Here is a 22,827-nt window from a genome sequence, read left to right on the forward strand (position 1 = left end):
ACCGCCAGGAAGTTCAAAGCGGGCGCTTTGCCCGACGCCCTCCTTGCGCCCTGGATGCAGGCCAAGCCCCTGTCCTAAGGGAGGGAAGACTATGCTGATCCGCACCCACGTCCGTTCGCGCCGGACCGCTATCCTGCTGGCTTCAACCGCCTGCGCCCTGGCGCTGCCCGGCCTCGCCTTCGCCCAGGATAACGCCCCCGCCGAAGAGACTGCGGTCGATGAGGTCATCGTGACCACCCAGCGCCGTGAGGAACGGCTGCAGGACGTGCCCGCCGCGGTCAACGCCTTCACCGAGGACCAGCTCGAGAAGCTGGGCATCGACGGCTCCAAGGAGCTGGGCCAGATCACCCCCGGCCTCAACTTCACCCAGTCGGTGTTCTCGCCCCAGCCGACCATTCGCGGCATCGGCGTGCGCGGCGTCGGCGCCGGCGATGAGAGCGTGGTGCCGATCTATATCGACGGGGTCTACCAGTCGTTCATCGGCGCCGCCGACATGCAGTTCAACAACATCCAGCGCATCGAAGTGGTGAAGGGGCCGCAGGGCGCCCTGCTGGGCCGCAACGCCACCGGCGGCGCGATCAACGTTATCACCAAGACCCCCGGCCCCGGTTTCGAGGGCAAGATGGGCGTCTCCTACGGCAGCTTCAACGAGGTGATCGGCAAGGCCTACATCGCCGGCGGCACGGACAACATCGCCGCCGACCTGGCCCTCTTCGGCCGCCGCGACGACGGCTACATCGAGGACGACCTGCGCAACGACACCTACGGCTACTCCAACGGCTTCTCGGCCCGCAGCAAGGTGGTCTGGACGCCGAACGACAATACCGAGCTGCGCCTTGCGGTCGGCTATTCCAACTATTCGGACGTCACCGGCGAGGCCTACCGCCTGCCCAACGGCAACAGCATCGGCGCCCGTGTGCCCGGCAACACCGTCGAAACGCGCGACTACAAGTCGGCTCTGTCCTACCGCCCGTACAACAAGCTGCGGATCGCCAACGCCTCGCTGACGGGGGTGTTCGAGTTCGAGCCCTTCACGGTCACGGCCATCGCCGGGATGGCCAACAACAAGCTGCGCATCAAGGCCGACTCCGACGGCACGCCGCTCGAAATCGCCACCCTGACCTACATCCAGGTCTCGGCGAACGAGTACTACGAGACCTACGCCACCTCGAACGGCGACGGACCCTTCAGCTGGATCGTCGGCGCGGTCTACTACCACGACATCTCGGGCATGAGCCCCTATAGCACCACCTACAGCCGCTCGGTCTCCACCGCCGGTGTCGTCGGCGCCCAGTCGGTCAGCCGCACCCGGCCCCGGATCGAGACCAACGCCATTGCCGTCTATGGCCAGGGCACGCTGGAACTCGGCGACCAATGGAAGATCACCCTCGGTGGACGCTACAGCACCGAGAACAAGGATTATCAAAGCCGGGTGGGGGTAACGACCTTCACCTACCTGAAGGGCTCCAAGACGTTCGAAAATTTCAGCCCCACGCTGACGATCCAATACTCGCCCAGCGACCGCTACAATCTCTACTTCAAGGCCGGCTCGGCGTTCAAAAGCGGCATCTTCAACGCCAGCGCCAGCAATGCGGCCGCTGCCGTGCCGGTCGATCCGGAAGAGGTCACCCAGTACGAGTTGGGCATGAAGTCGGACCCGACGAGCTGGCTGCGCCTGAACCTGTCGGCCTACTACACCGACTACAATGGTCTGCAGTCCAATGTCCGCGACCCGGTCACCCTGTCGTCCCTGCTCCAGAACGCCGGCGGCGCGACCATCTACGGGATCGAGGGCGAGGCCTTCATCCGGGCCAGCGACAACTTCAACATCCGGCTGGGCGCCGCCTGGCTGCACGGCGAGTATGAGGATTTCGGCGCCGCGCTGGTCAGCATCCCCCAGACCACCACCAACCCGCCCGCGGCCACGCCCTGCATGCTCGGGACCGGTCCGGCCATCGGTGGCAACCGCTCGGTGTTCTGTGATGTCACCGGCAACGACATCATCCGCACGCCCTTCCTGACTGCCAATATCGGGGGCGACTACACCATCCCGCTGGGCGGCATGGGCGACCTCGTGCTCAGCGGCAACGCCTACTACAAAGGCAAGTCCTACTGGGACACGCTGAACTATTTCGAGGAGCCGGCGGTGTGGCTGTTCAACGCCGACCTGACCTGGAACCTGCCGGGCGACCGCTTCGCCCTGACCCTGTGGGGTGAGAACCTGTCGGACGAGGTCTACAGCCTGACCCGGGTCATCTCCGCCACCGCCGAGACCCAGGTCCTGGCCAAGCCGCGCACGGTGGGCATCGAACTGACCTACAACTGGTAAACTCCTCCCCCTGTTGGCGCGGCGAATCCATACCTGGACCGCCGCGCCGGCTCTTTGCTTCAAGTGCGTGGATGCGACCCGACATGGCCCTCGACGAAGCCCGGCCCGCCTATCGCCAACTGCCGATCCGCAAGCCCAGGATCACATGCGAGGCGCGCCCCGACGGCAGCTTCATCATCGAACAGGCCTATGAGATGCCGGCGGCCTGGCGCTCGGTCCCCCACCTGTTCCAGGTGCGGGCCGTCGAGTTCGCCGACCGCCCCTTCGTCGCCAAGCGAGAGGCGCTGCCCGGCGGCGGCTGGGGCGATTGGCAAACCCTGACCTACGGCGACGCCCTCGACAAAGCCCGCCGCCTGGCCCAGGCCTTCATCGACCTGGGCGCCGGGCCGGACGCCGGGGTCATGGTCCTGTCGGGCCCTGGCCTCGACCATGCCCTGGTGATGATGGCCGCCCAGATGGCCCGGGCGCCCTACGCCCCCATCTCTCCTGGCTACAGCCTGCTCGACAAGAGCTTCACCAAGCTTCGCCACGTCTTCGACCTCTGCGCGCCGAAGATCATCTTCGTCGAGGACGCCGAGAAATTTGAGCCCGCCCTGGCCGCCTTGCCGCTCGACGGCAAGGTGGTGGTCGCCGGCAAGGCTTCCGGCCCGGCCCTGGCCATCGCCGATCTCCTGAAGACCGAGGTGACCGCCGCCGTCGACGCGTCGATCGACCAGATCACGCCGGACACCTTCGCCAAGGTAATCTTCACCTCCGGCTCCACCGGCGCCCCCAAGGGCGTGATCCAGACCCAGCGGATGCTGACGGCCATCATCGCCCAGCACGACGCCCTCTACATCGCTCCGGAGACCAACGAGCCGGAGGCCCACCTCACCTGGATGCCCTGGAGCCACGTCGGCTCGAACAACATCGTCTTCGGCGATGTGATCAACGACGGCGCGTGCCTCTACATCGACGAGGGCAAGCCCATCCCCGGTCAGTTTGAGGAGACGCTGCGCAACCTGCGGGAAATCCAGCCGCGAGAGTTCGGATCCACCCCGATCTTCTACAGCTACATGGTCGCGGCCATGGAGGCGGACGCTGGCCTGCGCGATCACTTTTTCGGGCGGCTGCGCTATCTCAACTACTCGACCGCCGGCCTGTCGCAGGACCTGTTCGAGCGGCTACAGGCCCTGTCGGTCGCCTCCACGGGCCAGCGCATCCCGATCATCACCAAATACGGCTCGACCGAGACCCAAGGGGTGACCATCGTCTCCGAGCCGCTCGACTATACCGGCCCGATCGGCCTGCCGTTCCCCGGCATCACGGTGAAGCTGGCCCCGGTCGGCGACAAGCTGGAGGTCCGCGCCAAGGGCGACACCATCACCCCCGGCTATCACAAGAACCCCGAAGCCACGGCCAAGTCCTTCGACGAGGAAGGCTTCTACCGCACCGGCGACGCCGCCCGCTTCGTCGACCCGGCCGACCCGGCCAAGGGCCTCTATTTCGACGGCCGGGTGACCGAGAACTTCAAGCTGGCCACCGGCACCTGGGTGTCGGTCGGGCCGCTGCGGCTGGAGCTGATCGAGAACCTGTCGCCCATCGTCGAGGACGCGGTGATCGCCGGCGAGAACCGTGACGAGATCTGCGTCATGGCCTGGCCCCGCCGCGCCGAGGCGGCCGAGATGGCCGGCCTGCCGCGCGAGGCGCCCTTGGCCGAGATCTGTGCCGCGCCCGCCGTGGTCGCTCACGTCCGCGAGAAGCTGGCGGCCCATAACGCCGCCGCCGGTGGCTCTTCCAAGCGGGTGGCCAGGCTGATCCTGCTCGACAAGCCTCCCGTGGGCGAGGAGATCGCCGACAAAGGCTACATCAACCAGCGGGGCGTGCTCCGCGGCCGCGCCGACGTGGTCGAGCGGCTCTACGCCGCCGATCCCGACCCCGCCGTCATCCGTCCCTGACCCCGGAGCATTCCATGGCCGACGTCACCCCCGAACAGGTTACGCCCGCTGCTCCGGTCGTCACTCCGGCCAAGCCCAAGGCCACGCTCGGCGCCTGGTGGGTGCTGGCGGTGCTGTTCAGCCTCTACCTGGTCTCCTTCATCGACCGGCATGTGATCACCATGCTGGTGCCGGACATCAAGGCGGAGCTGGGCCTAACCGACTTCCAGATGGGCATCATCCTGGGCCCGGCCTTCGCCATCTTCTATTCGATCTTCGGCCTGCCCCTCGGCTGGGTGGCGGACAACTTCCCCCGCCGCTGGGTGATCTTCGCCGGGGCGGTGATGTTCGGCCTGGCCACCGCCGCCTCGGCCCTGGCCGACACCTTCATCGCCCTGTTCATCGCCCGGATGCTGATCGCTATCGGCGAGGCCTCCCTGTCGCCCGCCGCCTATTCGCTGATGGCCGACAAGTTCCCGCGCAGCCTCTTCGCCACCGCCAGCGCCGTCTACAATACCGCCGCCAAGCTCGGCACCGCCTCGGCCTATACGGTCGGCGGGATCGCGCTGGGCCTGGCCGGCGGGACGGCCATCGTCGTGCCGATCGTCGGCGAGCTGCAGGCCTGGCGGCTGGTCTTCCTGATCGCCGGCATCCCCGCGGTGTTGCTCGCCCTGCTGCTGTTCACCTTCAAGGAACCGGTTCGCACCCAGGTCGCCAAGCCGGGCGTGCCCTCGCAGAACATCCTCGGCTTCCTCAAGGCCGAGCGGAAGCTGCTCATCCCGATGCTGCTCGGCTTCTCGTTGATGGCGGTCTGCTCCTTCGCCCTGGCCGCCTGGGCCCCGACCTATGTCGCGCGCCGCTTCGAGTGGACGCCGCTGCAGTACGGCCCGATCCTGGGAGCGGTCAGCATGGCCGCCGCCCTGACCCTGGTGTTCAAGGGCGCCCTGGTCGACTGGCTCTATGCGAAGGGCGGCAAGGACGCCCACATCCGCTTCTACACCTGGCTGCTGATGGGCTGCCTGCCGGTGGCGGCGGTCACCTTCTGGATCCCCAACCCGGTGATCTTCCTGATCTGCTACGGCATCCTGCAGGTCGTCGCCCTGCCGACCATCGTCTTCATGTCGGCGGCGATCCAGCTGATCGTGCCGGGCAACCTGCGCGGCCAGATCGTGGCCGTCTTCCTGTTCTGCCTGACGGTGATCGGGGGGTCGATCGGGCCGATGGCGGTCGCAGCCTTGACCGACTTCGTGTTCCGTGACGACGCCAAGCTCGGCTACTCCCTGGCCATCCTGGTCTGCGTCGCCATGCCGGTAGCGCTGGTCCTCCTGCGCCTGTCGCTCAAGCCGCTGCGCGATGCCGTGACGGCGCTGGAGGCGGCTGACAGGGTGTCGACGCCTCCTCAGGCCGCCTCGTAGCAGGCAGAAAATTCCGCTTTAATTGTATAACTAATTAATCTACGTTGTGAGCGTCAGCCGGGCGGAAAGACCCGGCCGGGAGACGCTTGAATGGACGGTCTGGAGCAGGTCCGGTTTCGACGGGATGGCGAACGCGCCACCCTGACGCTCGCGCGGCCACAGGTCCTGAACGCCCTGTCGCCGACCCTGATCGCGGAATGCCTCAAGGTCGTGGAGGCCGTCGCCGCGTCCGACGCCCGGGTCCTGGTCATCGAGGGCGAAGGCCGGTCCTTTTCCGCCGGGGTGGACCTCAAGGCGGTCACCGCCCCCGACTACACGCCGCAGGTCCGCAAGGGCTTCTCGGACGGCGCGCGGTGCCTGTGCGTGACGCTGGAATCCATGCGGCAGCCGACCATCGCCCGGGTCGCCGGTCATTGCTTCACCGGCGGGCTGGAGATCGCCCTGGCCTGCGACTTCATCGTCGCGGCGGACACCGCCATCTTCTGCGACACCCATGCCCGGCTGGGCATGCGCTCGGGCTGGGGCCTCAGTCAGCGGCTACCGCGCCGCATCGGGCTGGTGAAGGCGCGGGAGATGTCATTCACCGCCCGCAGGGTGCCGGGGCCCGAGGCGCTGGAGCTGGGCCTGATCCTCGACGCCGTGCCCGAAGAGCAGCTCGACCGCCGGATCGGCGCCCTCATCGACCAGATGCTGGCCAACAGCGCCGACGCCCTGGCCGCCTACAAGATTCTCTATCGCAAGGCCCAGACCCTGACCCTCGACGAGGGCCTGCGGTTCGAGGCCGAAGCCGACCTGCCGCTCGGAGACCGGGCCGGCCGTGTCGCCGCCTTTTCCGCATCCTGATTCAGCCGACGGAGTTCACCCCATGCTTCGCACCCTTCGCGCCCCCGACCATCTGGTTTCCATCGGCGAAGTCCGCCGCCGGACCGGCATGACCAACCGGGCCATCCGCTTCTATGAGGACAAGCGCCTCGTCGAGTCGCGCCGCGACAGCCTCGGGCAGCGGCGCTATGACCGGGACGCCGTGGCCCGGCTGATCTACATCGGCCTCGCCCGCCAGGCCGGCCTGCAGATCACGGACATCCGTCAGCTCCTGGCCATCGGCGATCGCGACGGTGAGGCTCAGCAGGCCGCCCGCACTCAGGATCTCTACCGCGCCCGCCTGGCCGACCTGGAGGCCCAGCGGGCCGCCGTCGAACGCAGCGCCCAGGCGCTCGGCTTCAGCCTGTCTCCGCAACGGCCGCAGCTCGTGGCCTTGTGACCATTGCCGCCGAGGACGGCGGCCCGGCCTGCCGCGAAGGCCAGGGCTATCTGGGCCGGTCCCCGGCGATGGTCACCCGGTTGCCGTAGCGCCGGTGGGGCCAGTAGTCCCAGACCGCGTGATGCTGGGCGCAGCGGTTGTCCCAGAAGGCGAGGGCGCCCGGGGTCCAGCGGAAGCGGCACTGGAAGGCCGGATGGGTGAGGTGCTGGTACAGATAGCGCAGCACCGCGTCGCTCTCCGCCGGCCCGACCCCGACCAGATGGGTGGTGAAGCCGGCGTTGACGTACAGCGCCCGCCGGCCGGTGACCGGATGAGTGCGCACTACAGGATGGCGTGAGCGGGGATAGGTCGGCCTGTCGGACACGCCCAGGTCCGCATAGAGGCCGCGATAGACCTGCTCGCCGTCGTGCACCGCCTCCATACCCTCCAGGTAGGCCTTCATCCGGTCCGACAGCGCCTCATAGGCGGAGTACATGTTGGCGAATAAGGTGTCGCCCCCATCGGACGGGCTCTCACGCAGGTACAACAGGCTGCCCATCGACGGCTCGGGATCGCAGGACACATCCCGTGTGCCAGCCCTCGCCATTGGCGCGGCTGGAGGTCTCGTCCGCGGCGATGATCATCAGCCCTGGATGGCCTGGCTCGCTGGGCGCGGCCGGATGGATGTGCAGCTCGCCGAACAGCCGCCCAAAGGCGATGTGCTGGGCGGGGGTCAGGCGCTGGTCGCGGAAGAAGATCACGAGGTTTTCGGCGAAGGCTCGCTCGATCTCGGCCAGGGTCTCGCTGTCGGGCGGGATCGACAGGTCGACGCCCTCGATCTCGGCCCCGATGATCGGCGTCAGCTTGCGCACCGCCAGCCGGCGATAAGGGGGCCCCTCCGGGGCGGCCACGGCCCGGCCGGGGGGCTGCCTAGGTCTGTCCTGGATCATGTCGCCTCCTCGGGCCACAGAACCGCCGGCGTTCATTTTCGTCAATAATTTACATAAATATTCAACGCGGAGGAACGGGACTCCCTTCCTACCGCTTCCCGCCTTCCGTCCAGCGGCGCTCGATCTCGGCCAGGCCGTCGAGCACCAGGGCCGCCCCCAGCGGCTCGGCCTGCGCGGCGTCGCCATCATGGATCGCCCGGCACAGGGCCATCCAATTGACGGCCGACTGCCGCCGCCGGTCGGGGCGAAGTACGCTGGCCCACAGCACCGACACCTCGCGCTCCAGTTGGGCCAGCAGCAGCGCCATATAGGCGTTGCCCGACATGTGGGCGATCAGCCAGGAGGTGGCCCGGCGCACGGTGATGTACTCGCCGACCGGGGCCGGAGGGTCGGCGGCGGCCAGTACGGCCAGCAGCTCCGCCCCCTCGATCAGCGCGGCCAGGATCTGCGGATCGCGCCCCTTTGCCGTGGCCGCCAGACTGGCCTGAGCGCCGAATAGCTCGGCGCGGATGCGGAACAGGGCGCCGATCTCGACCCTGGAGAAGGCGCGCACGCAGGCGCCTTTCCGACCGTTGATGGTGATCAGCCCATCCCGGTCGAGCAACCGGAAGGCGTCCCGCACCGGCCCGCGGCTGACGTCGAATTGTTCGGCGATCATCAGCTCACGGATTGGATCGCCCGGCTTGAAGTCGCCGAACTGGATTCGGTCGGCGATCCAGCCGGCGATGTAGCCGGGCAGGGAAGGGGCGGGCGGCTGGGTCTGCGAGGCCAGGGCCTCGGCCTTGGCCGCGAAGGCGCGGACCTGGGGCTCGTGAACCGACCTCATCTTGCCAGGCTCGCTTCGGCCTCGGCCAGCCGCTCCGGGGCGACGATGGCCAGGTGCATGGCCAGCCGGCCAAGGATCTGACCCAGGCGCGGACTGTTGGCCAGCCACGCCATGACCGCCAGCCGCTGCTCGATGGCTTCCAACCGGCGCGAACGGTTCGAGGCCGACGGCGGCGTCCAGGGCGGCGGGGCGGCGGCGGCCCTCTCCAGCTCCGACCAGATCAGCCGGCTCAGATGGCGCCAGACCACGAAGACGTTATCGGGCGGGGCGGAGGCCTGGTCGACCACCCGCGCCCCGCGCCGGGCCGACTGGGTGATGGCGCCGGCCTTCTCCAGCAGGTGGAAGACCTCCCGCGCCGTGGCGGCGGTGCAGTCGAACAGGTCCGAAACCTGACGCTCCGTGATCCGCGCCCCGGCCTCGAACTGGCCATCGACCACCAGCCGGCGCATGGCGGCCGCCGTCTCAACGATGGCGCCGCCCGGCGAGGGGTCGGATCTGTCAGCTTTCGTCATGGGATCGGGACCAGGACCATCCGTCCCCGGTAAACCCGGGGACGGTGGCTAGCAAGCGGCGCGGCGCTACCAACGATAGCGAAGCTGTACGCCCCAATTCCGGGGCGTGTTCAACCGCTCGGTGGTCGAGCTGTTGAAGACGCTGAATTCCTCGTCCGTGGCGTTGGTGACGAACAGCGACAGCTGGACGTTCTTGATATCCACCCCGATGCGTCCGTTGACCAACGACATATCGGCCAGGTCGTAGTTGGGGGTGGTCAGGCCGGGCCGGATCAGTTCCTGCACACCGCCCCACTGGCCGCTCCAGTTGATGTTGAAGAACACGGCCGTGTCGCCGATGAAGGGCCGGCGGTAATTGACATCCGCCCCGGCGATCCATTCGGGAACCTGGGCCAGCTCCTCGCCCTTGTAGACGCCGTCGGTGACCTCGCCCTCCTGCCGCGACAGGCTGCCGCTGAGCCTCAGATCGCCGCCGAGCAGGCTGAACCGCCCGACCGCCTCGGCCTCGACGCCCCAGCTTTCGGCCATGCCGGCGTTGATCGGGTAGGACACCGCCAGGGTCGGGCAGGTCGGCAGCGAGATGGCGCAGCCATTGTCGGTCTGGACGATCGGCGTCGAGGCCAGCCTTGCGATAGGCGGGCGTCAGGGCGGGCGTCGACCAGCTGCTGGCGATCCCCGAACTGTGGGTCAGCAGCTGAGCCACCGTCATCGGCCGCGCCGGCTCGGTATCGGCGGGTGAAGTCGTCATTACCTTCAGGGCGGCGAACTCCGGGACCAGCTCGGCGACCGGCGTCTCCAGGTTGAGCTTGCCGTCATCGCACAGCGCCATCACCGCGCAGGCGGTGACCGGCTTGGTCATCGAATAGATCCGGTACAGGCTCCCCGGCCCCACCTTCACCCGGCCCGAATAATGGCCCTCGAACAGGGTCCTGCCATGCCGCGCCACCCGGATCGCCGCGCAGGGCAGCCGCTCCTGGGAGACCAGCTTGGCCAGCAGCCGATCAACCGGCGCGAACGGATCATCCGCCGCCAAGGCGGGCGAGGCCGCGAAAGCGGCCGTTCCGGCCAGGACTGTGCGGCGGGTGTGCATGCGGGGGCCTCCATCCGATGCCCGGATGTGAGGCCCCGCAAATCATAATGTCAATTATTGACGAATAGTTGGAACCTAGAGAAAGCCGCCGTTGGCGAACACCACCTGGCCGTTGATCCATTCGCCGTCGGCCGCGCACAGAGCGGCGATGGCGTTGGCCACGTCTTCCGGCTCGCCGATCCGGCCATAGGGAATCCGTTGGGCCGCCTGCTCGCGCAGGGCCGGGGGCGCGTTGAACAGGGCGGTGTTGGTCGGTCCGGGCGCCAGGGCGTTGACCGAGATCCTGCGGCCGCCCAGCTCCTTGGCCAGGCAGCCGGCATACATCTCCTGCGCCGCCTTGGTGGCGGCATAGGCCCCGTGGGTCGGGTTGCGGGCCTGGGTGGACGACGAACTGATGGCGACGATCCGCCCGCCCGGCCGGGTCCGTCGCGCCGCCTCGCGCAGCACGTTGAAACTGCCCTTTAGGTTGGTGGCCACCATCCGGTCGAAAGCCTCGTCGGTCATCGCGGCGAAGGGGGCGACGTTCATGATCCCGGCATTGCTGATCACCACGTCCACCCCGCCGAAGGCCTCCTGGTTGGCGTCGAACAACGCCTTGACCGCGGCCGGGTCAGCGACGTCGGCCTGACGCCAAATGGCCTTGCCGCCCGCCGCCTCGATCTCGCGAACGACCCCCGCAGCCAGGTCCCGGTTGGTCAGGCAGTTGACCGTCACCGCGTAGCCGTCACGCGCCAGGCGCTTGGCGGTGGCCGCTCCGATCCCGCGCGAGGATCCGGTGACGATGGCCGCGCGGCCGGCGCCGGGACGGCCCGCGACGGGCGCCTTGGCGGTCTGAGCCTGGGCGGCGGCGCCCAGGGCGAGGGCGGCCGGCGCTGCGGCGGCGAGGGTGAGGAGCGAGCGTCGCGTATTGTCGGTCATGTATCGGTCTCCGGTGGGTGAAAAATGGGTCAGGCGGCGGCCGGAAAGCTGACCCCGGTCAGCTCTTCCGAGACCCGCCAGAGTCGCTCGGCGACGGCGGTGTCGGCGGCCTGCGGCGGAACCCGCGACGGGGCGGGATGGCCGCGCGTCTCACTCATCCGATCGGGGCCGTAGTAGCCCCCCGGCCTGGCCTCCGGCGCGGTGGCCGCGAACAGGGTGGGCAGCGCTCCTTGCGAGGCCGGCTGCATGGTCCGGCGGAACAGGGCGAACAGGGGGTTGATCCGGCCCTCGGCGCCCGGCGCGTTCAGCAGCAGCTCGGTGCGGCTCAGGCCCGGGTGGGCCGCCAGGCTGGCCACGCCCCAGCCGCCGGCCTCGCTGCGCCGCTGCAGCTCGAAAGCGAACATCAGGCAGGCCAGTTTCGACTGGCTGTAGGCCGCCATCGACCGATAGCGCCGCGTCGATTGCAGATCATCGAAATCGATCCCCCCGCCCCGCGCGGCAATGCTCGAAAGGGTGACCACCCGCGCCTTGCGCGCCTTGACCAGCAGCGGCATCAGTCCCGCCGTCAGGGCGAAATGGCCCAGGTGGTTGGTGCCCAGCTGCAGCTCGAACCCGTCCGCCGTCTCCATCCGCTGCGGCGGCCGCATCACCCCGGCGTTGTTGATCAGGACATCCAGGCTGTCCCTCTGGCCCAGCAGCCGCGCGCTGAACGCCGCGACCGACGCCAGGCTGGCCAGGTCCAGCGCCTCGAACCGCACATTGGCCGACGGCACGGCCCGGTGGATCTCCTCAACCGCCCGCGTCCCCTTGGCCGGGTCGCGGCTGGCCAGGATCACCTCGGCGCCCGCCCGGGCCAGGGCCAGCGCGTCTTCGAACCCCAGGCCCGCCGCGCCGGTGACCAGGGCGCTGCGGCCGCGCTGATGGGGGATATCGGAGACGGTCCAGTTTGCCATATCCTGCCTTCAGAGAAATTTGCACTCGGTGTAAATATAAATACACTCAGTGCAAAATTACACCAGAGGAAATTTCGCACCGTGGGCAGCGAAGGCCATCCGGCGAACGAGGGGCTGAGGGAGCGCAAGCGTCGCGAGACGGCGCAGCGGATCACCGAGGCGGCGGTCCGGCTGTTCATCGAGAACGGCTATGAGGCCACGACCCTGGACGCCATCGCGGCGGCGGCGGACATCTCCCGCCGCACCTTTTTTCACTACTTCAAGTCCAAGGATGACATCCTGCTGTCGATGCAGGGCGGCGGCGCCGAGGCGCTCGCCGCGGCCCTGCGCGAGGAGCCGACGGACCAGCGCCCGCTCGACGCCCTCCGCAACGCCATGATCCGCATCGCCGAGCAGTATCCGGCCGATGAGATGATCGCCATCGACCGGCTGATGCGCTCCAGCGCGGCGGTGCAGGCCCGCAAACAGGCCACTTATGTGCAGAACGAGCAGGGACTGTTCGAGGTCCTGCGCGAGCGATGGCCGGGGGCGGAGCGGGAGACCGGCCACCGGCTGGTCGCGATGCTGGCGGTCGGGGCCATGCGGCTGGCCCTGGAGAGCTTCAACCGCGACGAAGGCCGCCGCCCGCTTCCAGAGCTGGTCCGCGAGGTGTTCTCAGCCCTGGAAACCCAGGTCTGAGCCCCGTCAGCGGGGCGCCGTCTCCAGCACCTCGACGAACAGCTGCAAGGTCGCCTCGGCAAAGGCCCACATGTTCTCGACCCGGTCGTTGGACCCGGTCCGCAGGGTGCGCGCCACGGTGATCGCGCCGCTGACCGCCATGCAGGTGTGGCCGGCCGGGTCGCCATAGGGGTTGCCGTCCGGGCCTGACGCCCCCGTCTCGGAGAGGCCCCAGGCGATGGCGCCGTGCCGCTCGCGGATCTCGGCGGCCAGCAGCAGGGCGTAGGGCTCGGAGCTGGAGCGGATGCCGTCGGCCCGCAGCTGGTCGATGGAAATCTGGGTCAATCCCCGGATAGCCCGCCGCGAATAGGTCACCGCCCCACCCGCGTAATAGGCCGACGCACCCGGCACGGACAGCAGGCTGGCCGAGATCAGCCCTCCGGCCGAGGTCTCGGCGACCGCGACCATCTCGCCGCGGTCCTTGAGCAAGGCGCCGGCGCGAGCGCCCAAGGCGTAGAGGTCGTGCATGGAGGGTCCCTTTCCGCTGACGGCCCGCCTTGCTGGCAGGTTCGGGCGGGACTGTCAGCATTGCCGTAGCGGTACGGTCGTCAAATCGCCCCAGGCCTCGGTTTCATGCTAGTGCCTCGCCACCCCAACCGGAGAGTCGCAAGGACCATGTCCGTCGTCACCCTGAAGCATTGGAACGATCTTTCAATCGGGACCGGCCAGCCGCTCGCCGTGATCGCCGGCATCAATGTGCTGGAAAACCTTGAGCTGGCCCTGAAGGTCGGGACCGAACTCAAGGCCATCTGCGCCGACCTCGGCCTGCCCTATGTATTCAAGGCCAGCTTCGACAAGGCCAACCGCTCCTCGATCCATAGCTACCGCGGCCCGGGCCTCGAGGCGGGCCTGGCCATCCTGGCAGAGGTCAAAAAGGCCCTGGACGTCCCGATCGCCACCGACCTGCACGAGCCGGCCCAGGCAGAGCCGGTCGCCGCCGTCGCGGACATCGTCCAGATTCCGGCCTTCCTCTGCCGCCAGACCGACCTGATCGTCGCCACGGCCCGCGCCACGGCCGCCCGGGGCGGGATCATGCACGTCAAGAAGGCCCAGTTCATCGCCCCCTGGGACTGCAAGAATATCATCACCAAGGCGCGCGAGGCCGCCCCCGACCTTCAGGTCGTGCTCTGCGAGCGCGGTTCCTCCTTCGGTTACAACAACCTGGTCGTCGACATGCTGGCCATCGGCGAGATGCAGCGCCTGGGCGTGCCGGTCACGATCGACGCCACCCATGCGGTGCAACTCCCCGGCGCCGACCCCCGCACCGCCGGCGCCTCCACGGGCGGGCGCCGCGAGGGGGTGCCGATCATCGCCAAGGCCGCCATCGCCTCGGGCGCCGACGGCGTCTTCCTGGAATTCCACCCGGAGCCGGACAAAGCGCTGTGCGATGCGCCCAGCTGCCTGGCTCTCGACGATGCGCGCGGCCTGCTGACCACGCTGAAGGCGCTGCACGCGGCCGTGCGGGCCTAACTCAGCCGGAAGGCCGGGGCGGGCAGGGCGAGTTTGGAATTCCCCATCGCCTCCCCCTTGAAGAACCTCACCAGCAGGGTCTGCACCTCCGGGTGCGCCTCGAACACATTGTGCCCGGCGTTCTCCACCGTCACCTGGGCCCTATTGCGGAACTGCGCCGCCACCTCGGCCTGCTCCTCCAGCGGTGTGCGGCCGTCCAAGGTCCCAGCGACCAGCAGGGCAGGGTGGTCGATGCGGATCGGCGCCCGGAAGTCCTCGCCCAGGTCCATCCCCGGCACGGCGCCCAGCAGGTGCGGCATCGGGAAGTTCAGGGCATCGCCCAGCACCGCCGTTCGCGCCTGCCGCTCCACCTGCTTCAGCCGGCCCGGCGAAATCCCCGAGGCCAGGTCCATCGCCTCCGGCATGCCGCTCGGTCCCCTCTGGCTGGTCAGTCCGGGAAGGAAGGGCGCCAGCACCGCCATCTCGCCGGCGTCCAGCGCCTGATAGAGGCCGGGCAGCCGGGCCAGAACCTCCGGATTGGCGATCATCCCCCCGGCCAGGATCTGCACCGCGAAGGCCCCGACCTGCAGTTCGACCGGGGCGTCCTTGATCGTGACCGTCACCCGCGCCGCCCGCTCGTCCAGCCGCGCATGCACTCGCCGCATCAGTCCCGGCAGGTCGGGAACCGCCGCCCGCACGTCCGGAACCGCGGCCAGCATCGCATCGACCCGCCGCAGATAGGCGTCGATTCGCGCCGGCCGCTTCACCGTCTGGTCCTGGCCCTCCAGGCTGGCCAGCGCAACCCGGCCCACGCGCTCGCCATGTCGCTTGAGCACCGACAGGGCCAGATGCGTCCCGTAACTGATCCCCCACAGGTCGATCCGCTCGGCCCCCAGGTGACGGCGCAGGTCTTCGATATCGTCCGCGCTGGCGGCGGTGTTATAGCCGCGCATGGCGACCCCGGCCGCGGTCCAGTCGGCCCAGGCCGCCTTGACCCCCTCCCGCACCCGCGCCGTCATGGCATCCCGCGTCAGCACCGTCAGCGGCGCGGCCGGCGGCGCCCGCGCCGGAATGGAATTGGACAGGCCCGTGCCCCGCTGGTCGAAGGCGATCACATCGGCCACTTCGCGCAGGGCCATGAAGATCGGAAACCTCGGCCCCGTCGCGGTCCCGGTCGCCGTGCCGCCCGGCCCTCCGGCCAGATAGACGATGGGATTGCCGGGCCTGGCCGCCGTCGAGCGGAAGCGGACGTAGCTAAGCCGGATGCGGCGAGAGGTGGGATCGCGCCGGTCCTCCGGAACCTCGAAGAAGCCCCGCTCCGCGTCAGTCTCCTGGCCGCGCCATCCCGTGAAGCGGAAGGGGCCGGCCGGCAAAGGCGTTTGGGCGAACGCCAGACCGGGCAGGGCGAGGCCGGCGGCGGCGAGCAGGGCGCGGCGATGAAGCTGGTGTGTTGTCATGCCCCCTACAGACCTCGATCCCGGCCCGCCTTCGCCAGGGCATCGGCCAACGGCGCCCCCGCATCGGTGAACGGCGGCGCGCGACGGCGAACGGCGCCCTAGACTGCTCCCATGTGGCGCACGCTCCTCATCGCCGGCCTGCTGGCCTGCCTCCCGACCCTGGCCTTGGCGCAGGCGCCGGCCTGGGAAACCTGTCGCGGCGTCCTCGGCCCGGCAGGCCCGATGCTGTCCGACTGCCATCCGCTCGCTGGCCCCGTCGACCCGCAGGGCCGCGAACTCTGGCTGCGCGCAACCATCCCCACGCCGGCCGGCGATGGCCCGCTGGCCCTGCACCTGGTCGGCGCCGCCTCGTCCGAGGCCTGGCTCAATGGCGGTCGGCTGGGGGCCAACGGCCGGCCCGCCGCCACAGCCCGGGCCGAGATCCCCGGCCGCTATGTCGCCGTCCTGCCGATCCGCGACAGCGCCTGGCGGGCCGACGGCAACAGCCTCGTCATACGCCTCTCCGCGTTTCATGGCGGCCTGCGGCTGGACCGGCCGGTGGGCGCGATCCGCGTGGCGGCGCCTACCGCCTTTTCCCGGCATGGCCTGCTGGCGGTCATCTTCGTCGCCGCCGGCGCCCTGTTCGCAGCGGCGTTCGGCTTCGGGGTGATCCACGCCGTCCGCCGCACCGGATCCAGCCTGACCCTGGCGGCCATGGCCGCCGTCGCCGGCCTCCAGGCGATCATCGAGAGCCTGCGCCCGCTGATCGACTATCCCTATCCGCTGCACGCCTGGCGGCTGGTCGCCATCTGGGTTCTGGCGGCCAGCTTCTCCATCCTTCTGATCAGCGCCTTTGCCGGCCGTTTCTGGCCCGCCGCGCGTCGCCCGATCCTCGGCCTGTCCATCCTCGCCGTCGGCGCCACCGCCCTGGCCTCCGGCTTCGATCAGAAGACCGGTTGGGCGCTGTTTGTCGGGGTGGTCATCGCAGCCCTGGCCGCCGCCGCCGGCGTCCGCCAACGCCTTCCCGGCGCCCGCCTCGCCCTGGCCTACCTGCTGCTGTTCCTGGCCCTGGCCGTGGCCTTCCCCGTGTGGGTGGTCGACCTCTCCTTCTTCCTGTTCGCCGCCTGTTTGATCCTCCCCCTGCTGATGATCGAGGTAATCCGCCTGGGACGCGATGGCCGGGGCCGAGAGGCGGCGCTGACGCAGGCCGCCAGCCGCCCCGACCGCCTCACCGTGGCTTCTGCCCGGGGCGTCGAGCTGGTCCCCATCCCCGACATCCTCGCCGTGGTCGGAGCCGACGACTATGTGGAGCTGCGCCTGGCCGGGGGCCGCCGCCTGCTGCACGCCGCCCGGCTCGACCGCCTTGAAGCTCAGCTTCCGCCGAACTTCCTGCGCATCCACCGCTCCGCCATCGCAAACCTGGCCCAGGCCCGCAGTCTGGAGGGCGGCAAGGGCCGATGGCGCCTCTGTCTCAGCGAAGGCGAGCCCCTGCCGGTCAGCCGCGCTCGCCTGTCTGCTCTGCGCGAAGCGCTGGACGACAGGTGACGACCCGTCCACATTTTCGTATTGCCATGACGACAGGGCTCGCGCGCTAATCGCCGGCCAACGAAGGGGTCGGACAAGAATGAGCGCCAGCGGACGCTTTCTCAACGTCGTCGAACGCATCGGCAACCGGCTGCCTGACCCCGTCTTCCTGTTCCTGTGGCTGATCGCCGGCCTGGTGGTGCTCAGCGTGGTCGGCTCGGGCCTGGGCTGGTCCGCCACCAACCCGGTCACCGGCGAGGCCCTGGTCGCCCAGAGCCTGCTGTCGCGCGAGAACCTCGAAAAACTGATCATCACGATGCCAAAGACCCTGGCGGACTTCCCGCCGCTGGCCATCGTGATCACCATCATCTACGGCGCCTCGGTCGCCGAGCGCACCGGCCTGTTCAACTCCGCCATCCGCGGCGCCCTGCTCAACGCGCCCAAAGCCCTGCTGACCCCGATCGTGGTGATCGTCGGCATGTGTTCGCACCACGCCTCGGACGCCTCCTATGTGGTGGTCATCCCGCTCGCCGCGATCGTCTTCGCCGCCGTCGGCCGCCATCCGCTGGCCGGCCTCGCCGCAGGCTTCGCGGCGGTGTCGGGCGGCTATGCCGGCAACCTGTTCCCGGGGTCCCAGGACGCGCTGATACTCGGCATTACAGAGCCCGCCGCCCGGCTGATCGACCCAACCTACTCGGTCAACATCGCCGGCAACTGGTTCTTCATCGTAGGCGTCGTGCTGGTCTTCACCCCCATCGTCTGGTTCCTGACCGACCGGGTGATCGAGCCGCGCCTGGGACAATGGGCGCCGGCCGAGGGTGTCGATACCCCGGCCACGGAAAAGCAGGACCAGGCCCTGACCCCCGAACAGAAGAAGGGCCTGCTCTGGGCCGGCGGCGCCATCCTGTTCATGGTCGCCCTGTGGTCGCTGCTGCTGGTCATGCCGGGCTCGCCCTTCATCGACCCCGAGGCCGACCCCGGCCAGGAGTACAACCCCCTCTACCGCTCGCTGATCGCCTTCTTCGCCATCACCTTCTTCCTGGCCGGCGGCGCCTACGGCGCGGGCGCGGGCACGGTGAAATCCCACCGCGACATGGTGCGCATGATGGGGGAGGGGATCGCTCAGCTGGCCCCCTATATCGTGCTGGCCTTCTTCGCCGCCCACTTCGTGGCGATGATCAACTGGTCGGGCCTTGGCCCCATCCTGGCGGTCAACGCCGCCTCTGGGCTGAAGGCGATCAATCTGCCGGCCCCGATCCTGCTGATCGCGGTGGTGCTGGTCTCCTGCCTGTTCGACCTGTTCATCGGCTCGGCCTCGGCCAAGTGGTCGGCCCTCGCGCCGATCGTGGTGCCGATGTTCATGCTGCTGGGCATCAGCCCTGAGATGACCACCGCCGCCTACCGCATGGGCGATTCGGTGACCAACATCGCCACCCCGCTGATGAGCTACTTCCCGCTCATCCTCACCTTCGCCCAGCGCTGGGACCCCCGCTTCGGTCTCGGCTCCCTGATGGCCACCATGCTCCCCTACGCCGGGGCCTTCCTGGTCGCGGGCCTGCTGATGGTCACCGCCTTCGTGGTCTTCAACCTGCCGCTCGGGCCGGGAGTGGGGGTGTACTACACGCCGCCGGCCGCGACGGCTCCCGTCACGCCGGCGCCCTAACCCAAGCTCCAACCCTTCGGAACGGCATCGCCTTCCCCAACGTCCCTCACGCCAACGATAATATTCACGCGCATGAGAGTGAGTATTGACAGGCGGCCGATCACCAAGCATCGTTCATCCAACGGCGCGGCGTCAGATCGCGCTCAATGGGAGGGAACTATGAAGGGTATACTGCTCGCCTCGGCATGCCTGGCCGCCATGGCCGCCGCCGGCCCTGCTTTCAGCCAAACCGAAACCGCGCCTGCCGCGGAGAGCGACGTCGATGAGGTCATCGTCTCGGCCACCCGCCGGGACGAGAAGATCCAGGACGTCCCCCTGTCGATCACCGCCTATTCGCAGGAACAGCTGACCGCCAAGGGCATCGTCGGCTACGAGGGCCTGGCCCAGGAAACGCCCGGCATCGTCCTCAACCGGGCCAGCGCCAATTTCAACAACTTCACCGCCCGGGGCGTGGCCACAAACGGCTACGGCGCCAACCTGCAGGGTACGGTCGCCATCTACATCGACGAGCTGCCGATCTCGACCATCGGCAACTCCACCAACCTCGACCCCAATCTCTACGATGTCGAGCGGGTCGAGTTCCTGCGCGGGCCGCAGGGCACCCTGTTCGGATCCGGCTCGCTGGCCGGCGCCCTGCGTATCCTGACCAAGAAGCCCGAGCTGACCGAGTTCGACGCCTCGGCCATGGTCGATCTGGGCCTCACCGACGGCGGCTCCCTGCGCCAGCGCTACAGCGTCATGGGCAACGTGCCGATCGTGAAGGACACCCTGGGTGTCCGCGCTGTCCTCTTCTACCGCGACGAGGAAGGCTACATCGACAACCTCGGCACCGGCATCCAGAACGCCAACACCCTGACCAACTACGGCGGTCGGGTGAACCTGCTTTGGGAGCCGACCGACCGCCTGTCGATCAAGCTGCTCGCTTCCTACGAGATGAGCGAACCGGAGGACTCCTCCCTGATCAACCCGGCGCTCGGCTGGGACAAGCGCGTCTCCGATCGCCCCGACCGCTTCGTCGGCGAGTTGACCACCTTCAACGCCACCATCGACTACCAGTTCGACGGCTTCCACTTCACCAGCTCGACCACCCAGTCCAACTTCGACCAGGAGTTCCGGGTCGACCTGGCCGGCACCTTCGCCGGCGCCATTGCCTTCGGTCTCGACGCCTACGGCTACATGGATACCTTCGTGGAGGAGGCGCGGCTGGTCTCCGACCCCGGCGGCCGGTTCGATTGGGTGATCGGCGGCTTCTACATGGACCGCCGGCTAGACGTGGACTACCTCTACCGCTCGCGGGAGGACTTCCTGATTGCCCGCGGCATCACCGGCCTGACCGACGAGTACTACCAGAAGACCTACACCCACTTTAACAGCTCCGAAAAGGCGCTGTTCGGCGAGTTCACCTGGCGCTTCACCGACGATCTGTGGGCCACCGCCGGCGCCCGCTACGGCTCGGTCCAGTCCCAGGGTTTCACCGAGGGCGGCTATAACTCCAACTATCTGGTCAACGCCCTGTTCTTCATTCCGGGCCCCTTGACCATCGTTCCGGTCGCCAAGGCCACGGGCGTTGAGGTCGAGGAAACCGGCCCCTCCTGGAAGCTCAGCCTGTCCTGGCGCCCCGTGCCCACGGTGACCACGTACGTCACCTACTCGACCGGTTTCCGCACCCCGGTGGTCAACGCCTTCGCCGGCCGGCCCAGCATCGTGGATCCGACCGATCTCATCATACCGTTCGGCGCCGATTCCGACGACCTGACCAACTACGAGGTCGGCGTCAAAGGCCGCTGGTTCGACAACCGCCTGCACGCCAACATCGCCCTCTATTACATCGACTGGCAGAACATCCAGGTCCAGGCCAACCGCGTGTCGGACTCCGTCCAGTTCGCCACCAACATCGGCGGCGCGGTCAGCAAGGGCGTTGAGATGGAGGTGGTCTACTTCCCGTTCGAGGGCCTCACCGTCGGCTTCAACGCCTCGTTCAACGAGTCCGAGATCACCGACCTGACCGCCCAGGAAGCCGCTATTTCCGGCGCCGTGAAGGGCTGGCGTCTTGCCTTCCCGCGCTTCCAGGGCTCGGCCTACTTCAACTACCGCTGGCAGATTGGCGACAGCGCGGAAGCCAACTTCTCGATGGTCTATTCGCGGGTGGGCTCCTACCCCGGCTCCTTCCCAAACACCCCCGGCCGGCCCACCGTGCCCAGCCCGGTGTTCGACTACACCGAGACCTGGGACAACGTGAACGCGACCTTCGCCGTGGCCTTCGACAAGTGGACCGCCGGCGTCTACGTCGAAAACCTCTTCGACGAGCACAACATCACCTACGTCCACCCCGAGGCCTTCGTCGCCAACAAGTATGCGACCCAGCGTCCGCGTACGATCGGCGTCCGGCTGAGCTACGACTTCTGATGGCCACGACTCCTCAGGCGGCGGGCGCTGTTGCGTCCGCCAAGCCGGGCGCGCGCGCCTGGTTCGTGCTCGGCGTCCTCTGCTTCGTCTATGTGCTGAACTTCCTGGACCGCCAGCTGCTGTCGATCCTGGCCAAGCCGATCCAGGACGACCTGGGGGTCACCGACGGCCAGATCGGCCTGATCACCGGGCTCTACTTCGCCCTGTTCTACTGTACGATCTCGATCCCGGTCGGCTGGCTGGCCGACCGGACCAACCGGGTGAAGCTGGTCGCCGTCGCCTGCGGCCTGTGGAGCGCGGCCACCATCGCCTGCGGGGTGGCCTCCAACTACCCGCAGCTGGTCGCCGCCCGCATGGCGGTGGGGGTCGGGGAGGCCGGCGGCGTGCCGCCCTCCTACGCCATTATCAGCGACTATTTCGGCCCCGGCACGCGCGGCACGGCGCTTGGCTTCTTCAACGTCGGGCCGGCCCTAGGGCAGATGCTGGGGGTTGCCTTCGGCGCCTCCATCGCCGCCGCCTATGACTGGCGCAGCGCCTTCATCGCCATCGGCGCTGTCGGGGTGGTCACCGCCGTCCTGGTCTTCTTCACCGTCAAGGAGCCCAAGCGCGGCGGCCTCGACGCGGCCCCGGTTGCTGCCGAGCCGCCGGAAGGGTTTTGGAAGACCTGCGCCATGTTCTTCTCGCGCCCGGTCCTGCGGCTGACCGCCCTGGCCGGCGGCGCGACCCAGTTCGTCACCTACGCCCTGCTCAACTTCGCCACCCTGTTCCTGATGCGGGAAAAGGGCATGACCTTGCAGCAGGTCGCCCTCTGGTACGCCCTCGTCATCGGCATTGCCGGCGGCGGCGGCATCTTCCTCGCGGGCCGTCTCGCCGACTGGCTCGTGCCGAAGACCAAGAGGGCCTACGCTTGGCTGCCGGCGGTTTCCCTGACGCTGGCAGTCCCTTTCTTCATCGGCTTCGTCTGGGCTCCGACCTGGCAGCTGTCGCTGCTGTTCCTGACCGTGCCGATGTTCCTCAACTACTTCTACCTCTCCCCCTCCGTGGCCCTGGTCCAGGAGGAGGTGAAGCCACATCAGCGGGTCCTCTCCGGCGCCCTGCTGCTGCTGGTGATGAACATGATCGGGCTGGGCTTCGGCCCCACCTACCTCGGCGCGATCAGCGACTGGTTCAAGGCGACCAACCCCGACAACAGCCTGCAGATGGCCCTCTACACCCTGGTCTTCTTCTACGGCCTGGCGGTGGTGCTCTACCTGTTCCTGGCGCGGGCGCTCGGTCGCGAGGAAGCGGCGACGAAAGCGGGAGTGGCCGCATGAGCAACCTGTCACTCCAACCCCAGAAAACATCCCCGTCATCCCGGAAAGCGCGCAGCGCTTATCCGGGACCCAGGGGTGACAGAGCGCCGTCCGATACGCTGGGTTCGACAGCGAGTTCACGCCCTCCTGGGTCCCGGATAGCCCGCTTCGCGGCCTTCCGGGATGACGGA

The 22,827-nt window shown here is 68.5% G+C and carries 20 protein-coding genes; 11 read left to right on the forward strand and 9 right to left on the reverse strand.

What is annotated here, in order from left to right; all coding sequences use genetic code 11:
- Positions 1-91 precede the first annotated feature (91 nt).
- The 5 genes from GVN21_RS14180 (at position 92) to GVN21_RS14200 (ending at position 6,921) form a co-directional block, all read left to right on the forward strand.
- Positions 92-2,329, forward strand: coding sequence for a TonB-dependent receptor (locus GVN21_RS14180; RefSeq protein WP_166575412.1), 2,238 nt, complete (start codon positions 92-94; stop codon positions 2,327-2,329).
- Positions 2,330-2,412: 83 nt separating this feature from the next.
- Entirely contained in the window at positions 2,413-4,266 is a 1,854-nt protein-coding gene (locus tag GVN21_RS14185) for a feruloyl-CoA synthase (RefSeq protein ID WP_166575413.1), read from the forward strand.
- 14 nt (positions 4,267-4,280) lie between these two features.
- The gene (locus GVN21_RS14190) at positions 4,281-5,660 is read left to right on the forward strand and encodes an MFS transporter (RefSeq protein WP_166575414.1); all 1,380 of its coding nucleotides are present in this window, start codon (positions 4,281-4,283) and stop codon (positions 5,658-5,660) included.
- A 90-nt stretch (positions 5,661-5,750) separates the two neighbouring features.
- Complete coding sequence (locus GVN21_RS14195; RefSeq protein WP_166575415.1) at positions 5,751-6,503, forward strand: enoyl-CoA hydratase/isomerase family protein; 753 nt, start codon at positions 5,751-5,753, stop codon at positions 6,501-6,503.
- A 22-nt stretch (positions 6,504-6,525) separates the two neighbouring features.
- Positions 6,526-6,921 (forward strand): MerR family transcriptional regulator, encoded by a 396-nt coding sequence (locus GVN21_RS14200; protein ID WP_166575416.1) that lies wholly within the window; start codon positions 6,526-6,528, stop codon positions 6,919-6,921.
- A 46-nt stretch (positions 6,922-6,967) separates the two neighbouring features.
- On the opposite strand, the gene GVN21_RS21195 is transcribed toward GVN21_RS14200, so the two are convergent.
- The 7 genes from GVN21_RS21195 to GVN21_RS14230 all read right to left on the reverse strand — a co-directional run bounded on the left by GVN21_RS21195 (position 6,968) and on the right by GVN21_RS14230 (position 12,149).
- On the reverse strand, positions 6,968-7,459 hold the full coding sequence (locus GVN21_RS21195; protein ID WP_276608522.1) for a TauD/TfdA family dioxygenase: 492 nt from the start codon (positions 7,457-7,459) through the stop codon (positions 6,968-6,970).
- The gene (locus GVN21_RS21200; RefSeq protein ID WP_276608523.1) at positions 7,434-7,850 is read right to left on the reverse strand and encodes a TauD/TfdA family dioxygenase; all 417 of its coding nucleotides are present in this window, start codon (positions 7,848-7,850) and stop codon (positions 7,434-7,436) included. The genes GVN21_RS21195 and GVN21_RS21200 overlap by 26 nt, the downstream gene beginning before the upstream one ends.
- 88 nt (positions 7,851-7,938) lie before the next feature.
- Entirely contained in the window at positions 7,939-8,676 is a 738-nt protein-coding gene (locus tag GVN21_RS14210; RefSeq protein ID WP_166575417.1) for a GntR family transcriptional regulator, read from the reverse strand.
- Positions 8,673-9,188, reverse strand: a complete 516-nt coding sequence (locus tag GVN21_RS14215) for a GntR family transcriptional regulator (protein WP_166575418.1) — start codon at positions 9,186-9,188, stop codon at positions 8,673-8,675. The genes GVN21_RS14210 and GVN21_RS14215 overlap by 4 nt, the downstream gene beginning before the upstream one ends.
- A 66-nt stretch (positions 9,189-9,254) precedes the next feature.
- On the reverse strand, positions 9,255-9,821 hold the full coding sequence (locus GVN21_RS20935; protein ID WP_346764268.1) for a TonB-dependent receptor: 567 nt from the start codon (positions 9,819-9,821) through the stop codon (positions 9,255-9,257).
- A gap of 532 nt (positions 9,822-10,353) precedes the next feature.
- Entirely contained in the window at positions 10,354-11,196 is an 843-nt protein-coding gene (locus GVN21_RS14225; protein ID WP_166575420.1) for an SDR family oxidoreductase, read from the reverse strand.
- Between the two features lie 29 nt (positions 11,197-11,225).
- Positions 11,226-12,149, reverse strand: coding sequence for an SDR family oxidoreductase (locus GVN21_RS14230; RefSeq protein WP_166575421.1), 924 nt, complete (start codon positions 12,147-12,149; stop codon positions 11,226-11,228).
- Positions 12,150-12,230: 81 nt separating this feature from the next.
- Here GVN21_RS14230 and GVN21_RS14235 point away from each other — a divergent pair, with 81 nt between their 5' ends.
- Positions 12,231-12,827 carry a TetR family transcriptional regulator gene (locus GVN21_RS14235; RefSeq protein WP_205690098.1) on the forward strand — a complete coding sequence of 199 codons (597 nt, stop codon included), beginning with the start codon at positions 12,231-12,233 and terminating at the stop codon, positions 12,825-12,827.
- A gap of 6 nt (positions 12,828-12,833) precedes the next feature.
- On the opposite strand, the gene GVN21_RS14240 is transcribed toward GVN21_RS14235, so the two are convergent.
- A complete protein-coding gene (locus GVN21_RS14240) occupies positions 12,834-13,334 on the reverse strand; it encodes a CinA family protein (RefSeq protein ID WP_166575423.1) in 501 nt (166 codons plus the stop codon).
- Positions 13,335-13,481: 147 nt separating this feature from the next.
- Between GVN21_RS14240 and kdsA the strand changes: the two genes are divergently transcribed.
- Positions 13,482-14,336 (forward strand): 3-deoxy-8-phosphooctulonate synthase, encoded by an 855-nt coding sequence (gene kdsA / locus GVN21_RS14245; protein WP_166575424.1) that lies wholly within the window; start codon positions 13,482-13,484, stop codon positions 14,334-14,336.
- Here the strand turns inward: kdsA and GVN21_RS14250 are convergent.
- Entirely contained in the window at positions 14,333-15,772 is a 1,440-nt protein-coding gene (locus GVN21_RS14250; protein WP_166575425.1) for an alpha/beta hydrolase, read from the reverse strand. The genes kdsA and GVN21_RS14250 overlap by 4 nt on opposite strands.
- A gap of 111 nt (positions 15,773-15,883) precedes the next feature.
- Here GVN21_RS14250 and GVN21_RS14255 point away from each other — a divergent pair, with 111 nt between their 5' ends.
- From GVN21_RS14255 to GVN21_RS14270, 4 genes are all read left to right on the forward strand, one after another.
- Positions 15,884-17,296: a LytTR family DNA-binding domain-containing protein gene (locus GVN21_RS14255; RefSeq protein ID WP_166575426.1), complete on the forward strand. Its 1,413-nt coding sequence runs from the start codon at positions 15,884-15,886 to the stop codon at positions 17,294-17,296.
- 79 nt (positions 17,297-17,375) lie between these two features.
- A complete protein-coding gene (locus tag GVN21_RS14260) occupies positions 17,376-18,938 on the forward strand; it encodes an AbgT family transporter (RefSeq protein WP_166575427.1) in 1,563 nt (520 codons plus the stop codon).
- Positions 18,939-19,097: 159 nt separating this feature from the next.
- Complete coding sequence (locus GVN21_RS14265; RefSeq protein WP_166575428.1) at positions 19,098-21,344, forward strand: TonB-dependent receptor; 2,247 nt, start codon at positions 19,098-19,100, stop codon at positions 21,342-21,344.
- Complete coding sequence (locus GVN21_RS14270) at positions 21,344-22,657, forward strand: MFS transporter (protein WP_166575429.1); 1,314 nt, start codon at positions 21,344-21,346, stop codon at positions 22,655-22,657. Before GVN21_RS14265 ends, GVN21_RS14270 begins: the two co-directional genes overlap by 1 nt.
- The last annotated feature ends 170 nt before the right edge of the window (positions 22,658-22,827 follow it).

Source organism: Caulobacter sp. SLTY, from assembly GCF_009905535.1.
Classification (GTDB): domain Bacteria; phylum Pseudomonadota; class Alphaproteobacteria; order Caulobacterales; family Caulobacteraceae; genus Caulobacter.

Excerpts from the sequence above, each read along its gene's own strand:
- GVN21_RS14240 (WP_166575423.1), bottom strand. The coding sequence starts at position 13,334 with ATGCACGACCTCTACGCCTTGGGCGCTCGCGCCGGCGCCTTGCTCAAG.
- GVN21_RS14200 (WP_166575416.1), top strand. The coding sequence starts at position 6,526 with ATGCTTCGCACCCTTCGCGCCCCCGACCATCTGGTTTCCATCGGCGAA.
- GVN21_RS21195 (WP_276608522.1), bottom strand. The coding sequence starts at position 7,459 with ATGGGCAGCCTGTTGTACCTGCGTGAGAGCCCGTCCGATGGGGGCGAC.
- GVN21_RS21200 (WP_276608523.1), bottom strand. The coding sequence starts at position 7,850 with ATGATCCAGGACAGACCTAGGCAGCCCCCCGGCCGGGCCGTGGCCGCC.
- GVN21_RS14265 (WP_166575428.1), top strand. The coding sequence starts at position 19,098 with ATGAAGGGTATACTGCTCGCCTCGGCATGCCTGGCCGCCATGGCCGCC.
- GVN21_RS14260 (WP_166575427.1), top strand. The coding sequence starts at position 17,376 with ATGAGCGCCAGCGGACGCTTTCTCAACGTCGTCGAACGCATCGGCAAC.
- GVN21_RS14230 (WP_166575421.1), bottom strand. The coding sequence starts at position 12,149 with ATGGCAAACTGGACCGTCTCCGATATCCCCCATCAGCGCGGCCGCAGC.
- GVN21_RS14210 (WP_166575417.1), bottom strand. The coding sequence starts at position 8,676 with ATGAGGTCGGTTCACGAGCCCCAGGTCCGCGCCTTCGCGGCCAAGGCC.
- GVN21_RS14195 (WP_166575415.1), top strand. The coding sequence starts at position 5,751 with ATGGACGGTCTGGAGCAGGTCCGGTTTCGACGGGATGGCGAACGCGCC.
- GVN21_RS14225 (WP_166575420.1), bottom strand. The coding sequence starts at position 11,196 with ATGACCGACAATACGCGACGCTCGCTCCTCACCCTCGCCGCCGCAGCG.
- kdsA (WP_166575424.1), top strand. The coding sequence starts at position 13,482 with ATGTCCGTCGTCACCCTGAAGCATTGGAACGATCTTTCAATCGGGACC.
- GVN21_RS14270 (WP_166575429.1), top strand. The coding sequence starts at position 21,344 with ATGGCCACGACTCCTCAGGCGGCGGGCGCTGTTGCGTCCGCCAAGCCG.
- GVN21_RS14185 (WP_166575413.1), top strand. The coding sequence starts at position 2,413 with ATGGCCCTCGACGAAGCCCGGCCCGCCTATCGCCAACTGCCGATCCGC.
- GVN21_RS14190 (WP_166575414.1), top strand. The coding sequence starts at position 4,281 with ATGGCCGACGTCACCCCCGAACAGGTTACGCCCGCTGCTCCGGTCGTC.
- GVN21_RS14255 (WP_166575426.1), top strand. The coding sequence starts at position 15,884 with ATGTGGCGCACGCTCCTCATCGCCGGCCTGCTGGCCTGCCTCCCGACC.
- GVN21_RS14250 (WP_166575425.1), bottom strand. The coding sequence starts at position 15,772 with ATGACAACACACCAGCTTCATCGCCGCGCCCTGCTCGCCGCCGCCGGC.
- GVN21_RS14215 (WP_166575418.1), bottom strand. The coding sequence starts at position 9,188 with ATGACGAAAGCTGACAGATCCGACCCCTCGCCGGGCGGCGCCATCGTT.
- GVN21_RS14180 (WP_166575412.1), top strand. The coding sequence starts at position 92 with ATGCTGATCCGCACCCACGTCCGTTCGCGCCGGACCGCTATCCTGCTG.